Origin of the sequence: Snodgrassella sp. ESL0324, assembly GCF_013344955.1 — a bacterium.
Classification (GTDB): domain Bacteria; phylum Pseudomonadota; class Gammaproteobacteria; order Burkholderiales; family Neisseriaceae; genus Snodgrassella; species Snodgrassella alvi.
Map to the genome: position 1 here is coordinate 1 of NZ_JAAEDS010000021.1, position 1,974 is coordinate 1,974.

Here is a 1,974-nt window from a genome sequence, read left to right on the forward strand (position 1 = left end):
CTGCAGAACACCCTGTGCAGTGGTTTCGCTCAGCAGGTTGCCCATTATGTCGTAGCTGAAGCTGATCAGTTCCGGTTCGGCTTCCGGCGGTAAACCGGCGGCTTTAAAGCCGACTCTGAGCAGGTTGTCGGCTTTGTCATACTGATAGGCGGTGGTGCCGTCCGGGGTGTGTTTGCCGGTTAAGCGGCCAATGGCATCGCGTTTGAAACGGTGCTCGATCTGATGCGGGCTGCCGGCTGCAAAGCGCACGCTGCTGACGTTGCCGAGCGGGTCGTAGCTCAGCTGCTGTCTGCGCCCGTCCAGATCGGTCTGTTCGGTCAGGCGGTCACCGGCATCATACTGAAACCGGTACTGTTCGCCGTTTTCGTTGGTCAGGGCGGTGAGGCGGCCGTAGGCGTCGTAGCTGAAGCCGAGCTGACGGCCGGCGGCATCGATGCGGGTATGCACCAGTCCGCGCTGGTCGCGGCGATAGCGGGTGGTGTGGCCGGCCGGATCGGTATAGCTCTGCAGCTGGCCGGCGGCATTGACGCTGTAGTGTTCCTGCCGTCCGTCCGGCAGGGTGGCGCCAGTGAGCTGGCCGGCTGCGTTGTACTGGTATTTGCTGCTGTTACCGATGGCATTGGTGATGCCGGTGAGGTTACCGGCGGTATTGTAATAGAAATGGGTGATGGAGCCGGAACAGTCTGCATGCTGGATAAGCTGGCCGTTTTCGTTCCAGCGCAGACGTTTGTTGCCGCCGCGTGCATCGGTGATGCAGACAACCTGGCCGTGCCGGTCGTACTGGTAGCGGGTATGCTGCTGTAACGGGTCGGTGACGGTGAGCAGGTTACCGCGCTCGTCGTAGTAATAGCGCCAGCTGCTGCCGTCGGGGTCGACGCTGATGGTCGGCAGCGCCCAGTGCGGCAGCCACCGGGTCTGGGTGGTTCTGCCCAGCGGGTCGGTTTCTTCGGTTCGCCTGCCCTGTGCGTCGTAGCTGTAGTGCCATTGTCCGCCCTGCTGATCGGTTATGCAGGCCAGCCTCTGGTAATCATCCCACTCTAATTCGCAGCTTTGTCCGAGGGCATCGGTGTAGCGGGTAACCTGATAGTATTCGTTGCAGTAATATTTGCTGATGCGGCCGAGGCTGTCTTCTACTGTGGTCAGGCGTTTGTCCAAATCATAATGGAAACGATAGTCTTCCAGTCGCTGACCGCCGGCTTCGCTCCAGTGCCGGGTCACCCGCCATGTGGTCTCTGCATCTGCTGTGCTGAAGTGGCTCCACTGATAATAACACTGCAAGCCGGCGGGCAGGCGGTGGTAGATCATGCGCCGGTCGCTGTTGTAGGCAAATTCGCGGGTCTGGCGGTTCTCGGCATCAAAGACCTGTTGCAAATCACCCTGTTCGGTGTACTGGTAACGGTTCAGTAAGCGGCGGCTGCCGTCGCTCAGCTCCTGGCGGATTTCGGTCACGCGCTGCGGATGGCGCTGATCCTGATAGTGCAGGCTGATCCGGGCGGCGTTGTCGTTATCGGCAATTTCGACAATGCGGCTACGGGAATCGCGGCAGATAAGTAACTGGTTGTCGTTGCGGTCCTGCAGCATGCTCAGCAGCAGACGTCTGGGGTTGCTGGGATCAGGTTCGAACAGGCGGTAAAAGCCGTTGTCGTCTTCAATTACCCAGCGGTCCTGTTCGCCGCGGCGGACGGATAAATTCTCGTTAAGACCGCGTATGCCTTTACCCGGCTGGATGGGTTCGATTCCGATACGCCGCCCTTCTTCGTTGATATAGACGGCAGCGCAGGAACCGTCGGGCTGCGGGTCGATTTCCATTTCGATTTCATAGTCAACACTCCAGCCGGCACCGAACATGTTGTGGGTGCGGGTGTCGGTGCTGCTGTAGAAACGCTGCCATTCGAAGGGCAGGTGAGCCGGCAGGGAGAAGTCGAGATCTTCGGGGCCGAACAGGAGTTTGGCACCGGTTGGCAGATGAACCGG

Annotated in this window: 1 protein-coding gene; it reads right to left on the reverse strand. The window is 59.9% G+C overall.

Features of this window, described 5'->3' with window-relative positions:
* Positions 1 to 1,974, reverse strand: a 1,974-nt coding sequence (locus GYY70_RS11925) for a DUF6531 domain-containing protein (RefSeq protein ID WP_174832518.1), incomplete at both ends; no start/stop codon positions are given.